A 2,277-nucleotide genomic window follows, 5' to 3' on the forward strand; every position below is an offset into this window, starting at 1 on the left:
TGGCCTTGGTCGTGTAGAAGCGCGGCTTTTCCGGCAGGTATTTCTGACCGAATTCGCTGACGATGGCATCGCGGGCGGCGTCGATCGCTTCCGGCGCCATCTGCACGCCGTCGGTTCGCATATAGGTGATCAGGCCGGCGGTCTCGCCGCCGATGTCCATGCCCTCATAGAGCCGCTGCGCCACCTGCATGGTGCGGGTGGCCGAAAAGCCGAGGCCAGACGAGGCGGCCTGCTGCAGCGTCGAGGTGGTGAAGGGCGGGCCCGGATTGCGCTTGGTGGGCTTGGCTTCGACCGACAGCGCCTTGAAGCTTGCCCCTTCCAGCATCGCCTTGATGTCGTCGGCCTGCGCCTTGTTGGCGATGTCGAGTTTTTGCAGCTTCTTGCCGGCAAAGGCGGTCAGCCGCGCCTCGAAACTGTCGTTGCGCGGCGTGTTGAGGATGGCCGCGATCTGCCAGTATTCCTCGCGGATGAAGCGCTCGATCTCCAATTCGCGGTCGCAGACCAGGCGCAGCGCCACCGACTGCACACGGCCGGCCGAGCGGGCGCCGGGTAGCTTGCGCCACAGCACCGGCGACAACGTGAAGCCGACCAGATAGTCGAGCGCACGGCGCGCGAGATAGGCATCGACCAACGGCGCGTCGATCTGGCGCGGATTGGCCATCGCATCCAGCACCGAGGCCTTGGTGATGGCATTGAAGACGACGCGGCTCACCGGCTTGTCCTTCAGCGCGCGCTTCTGCTTCAGCACTTCCAGCACATGCCAGGAAATCGCCTCGCCCTCGCGGTCCGGGTCGGTGGCGAGGATCAGGCCGTCGGCGTCCTTGACCGCCTTGGCGATGTCGGCGAGCCGCTTGCCGGAAGCGGTGTCGACCGACCAGGACATGGCGAAATCCTCGTCCGGGCGCACCGAGCCATCCTTGGCCGGCAGATCGCGGACATGGCCGAACGAGGCCAGAACCCGATAGTTCTTGCCGAGATATTTGTTGATTGTCTTTGCCTTGGCCGGCGATTCGACGACGACGACGTCCATGAGGTCTCATATCAGCTGTGGGGCGGCGGAAGAATTCCACTGCGCACGACGCGTTCTTTTTCGTCGCTCACATGGCCGTGCTTTTGCAATCGGTCAAGGGCAAGCGGCCAAAATGCGGGGACGTCCGCGGCAATACACTCTTAGAGTGTATGGAGAAGATCACATAATTTCGGGAAGGGTCGCCAGTGTATCGAGCCACCGGACCGAGCCCTCCCATTCAAGCGATTCAGTGCAGTGGCAATGCCGATCGAAGCTGGTGCGACGAGCATCACTGGCATGGCGGAACTGGCCGCCGGATGTATCCGGCAGCCAGTCTATATTCGGCCAGTCTCGAGCCGAACTCAGTCGGCCTTGACGATGTGCCAGACGCCGGCGACGCCGTCGCCGCTCACATCGCCGGCCTTCTTGTCCTTGACGAAGGTGTAAACCGGCTTGCCGTCATAGGCCCACATCTTGGTGCCGTCGGTGCGGTCGACGATCGTCCATTCGTCGTCCGCCTTGGCGCCGGCCTCGGCCTTCAGCGGCGGCCAGTTGGCGGCGCATTTGTCGTAGCAGTTCGACTTGCCCTTCTCATCCTTGTCGTAGGTGTAGAGCGTCATGCCCATGACATCGGTGTAGATCTTGGTGCCGCCGACCTCGGCTTCCTTCCACGCCTCGGCGGCAAGGGATGCGGCGGTGCTGAGCAAAAGCGCGGCCAACCCGGCTGTGATCGTTTTCATGGAAATCTCCCTGACGTGATCCTAACGAAGCGTGCGGAAATCGCGGCCTCTTTCGGGTCAACGCATTCGGCGTGCCGTTTCTTCCAATCCGGCCGCGGAGCGGCGACTTGCCACGTGATGGTGATTGGCGAAGACGGCATTCCGTCGCTATATCGGCGCCAGCACAAACGGAACTGCACGAAATGGCATTGGATATCGGCTATGTCAGCGCGGTCGGAGCGGGGGCGATCTCGTTCCTGTCGCCTTGCGTGCTGCCGCTGGTGCCGCCTTATCTCTGCTACATGGCCGGTGTTTCAGTCGATGATTTCCGCGGCGATGCCGGCGCTACCGCCAGGGCCGGCGCGCGCGGCGCGCTGATTGCATCCTCCATCGCCTTCGTGCTCGGCTTCTCCACCGTGTTCGTGGCGCTCGGCGCCGGCGCCTCGACCATCGGTCACTGGCTCCGCGTCTGGCAGGAGCCGCTGGCAATGGTGGCGGGCGCCCTGATCATCCTGATGGGCCTCAATTTCCTCGGCATCCTGCGCATCC

General features: G+C 63.4%; 3 protein-coding genes. 1 reads left to right on the forward strand and 2 read right to left on the reverse strand.

Annotated features, from left to right (window positions below; all coding sequences use genetic code 11):
* Nucleotides 1–1,030 (reverse strand): DNA topoisomerase (locus EN781_RS30970; protein WP_127400652.1); only part of this gene is annotated, 1,030 nt, incomplete at its 3' end.
* Nucleotides 1,031–1,371: 341 nt separating this feature from the next.
* Nucleotides 1,372–1,749, reverse strand: coding sequence for a hypothetical protein (locus tag EN781_RS30975; RefSeq protein ID WP_126054304.1), 378 nt, complete (start codon nt 1,747–1,749; stop codon nt 1,372–1,374).
* A 182-nt stretch (nt 1,750–1,931) separates the two neighbouring features.
* Here EN781_RS30975 and EN781_RS30980 point away from each other — a divergent pair.
* A partial coding sequence (locus tag EN781_RS30980; protein ID WP_245492694.1) for a cytochrome c biogenesis protein CcdA occupies nt 1,932–2,277 on the forward strand: 346 nt, incomplete at its 3' end.

This window comes from Mesorhizobium sp. M4A.F.Ca.ET.090.04.2.1 (assembly GCF_003999085.1).
In the GTDB taxonomy this organism is placed as follows: domain Bacteria; phylum Pseudomonadota; class Alphaproteobacteria; order Rhizobiales; family Rhizobiaceae; genus Mesorhizobium.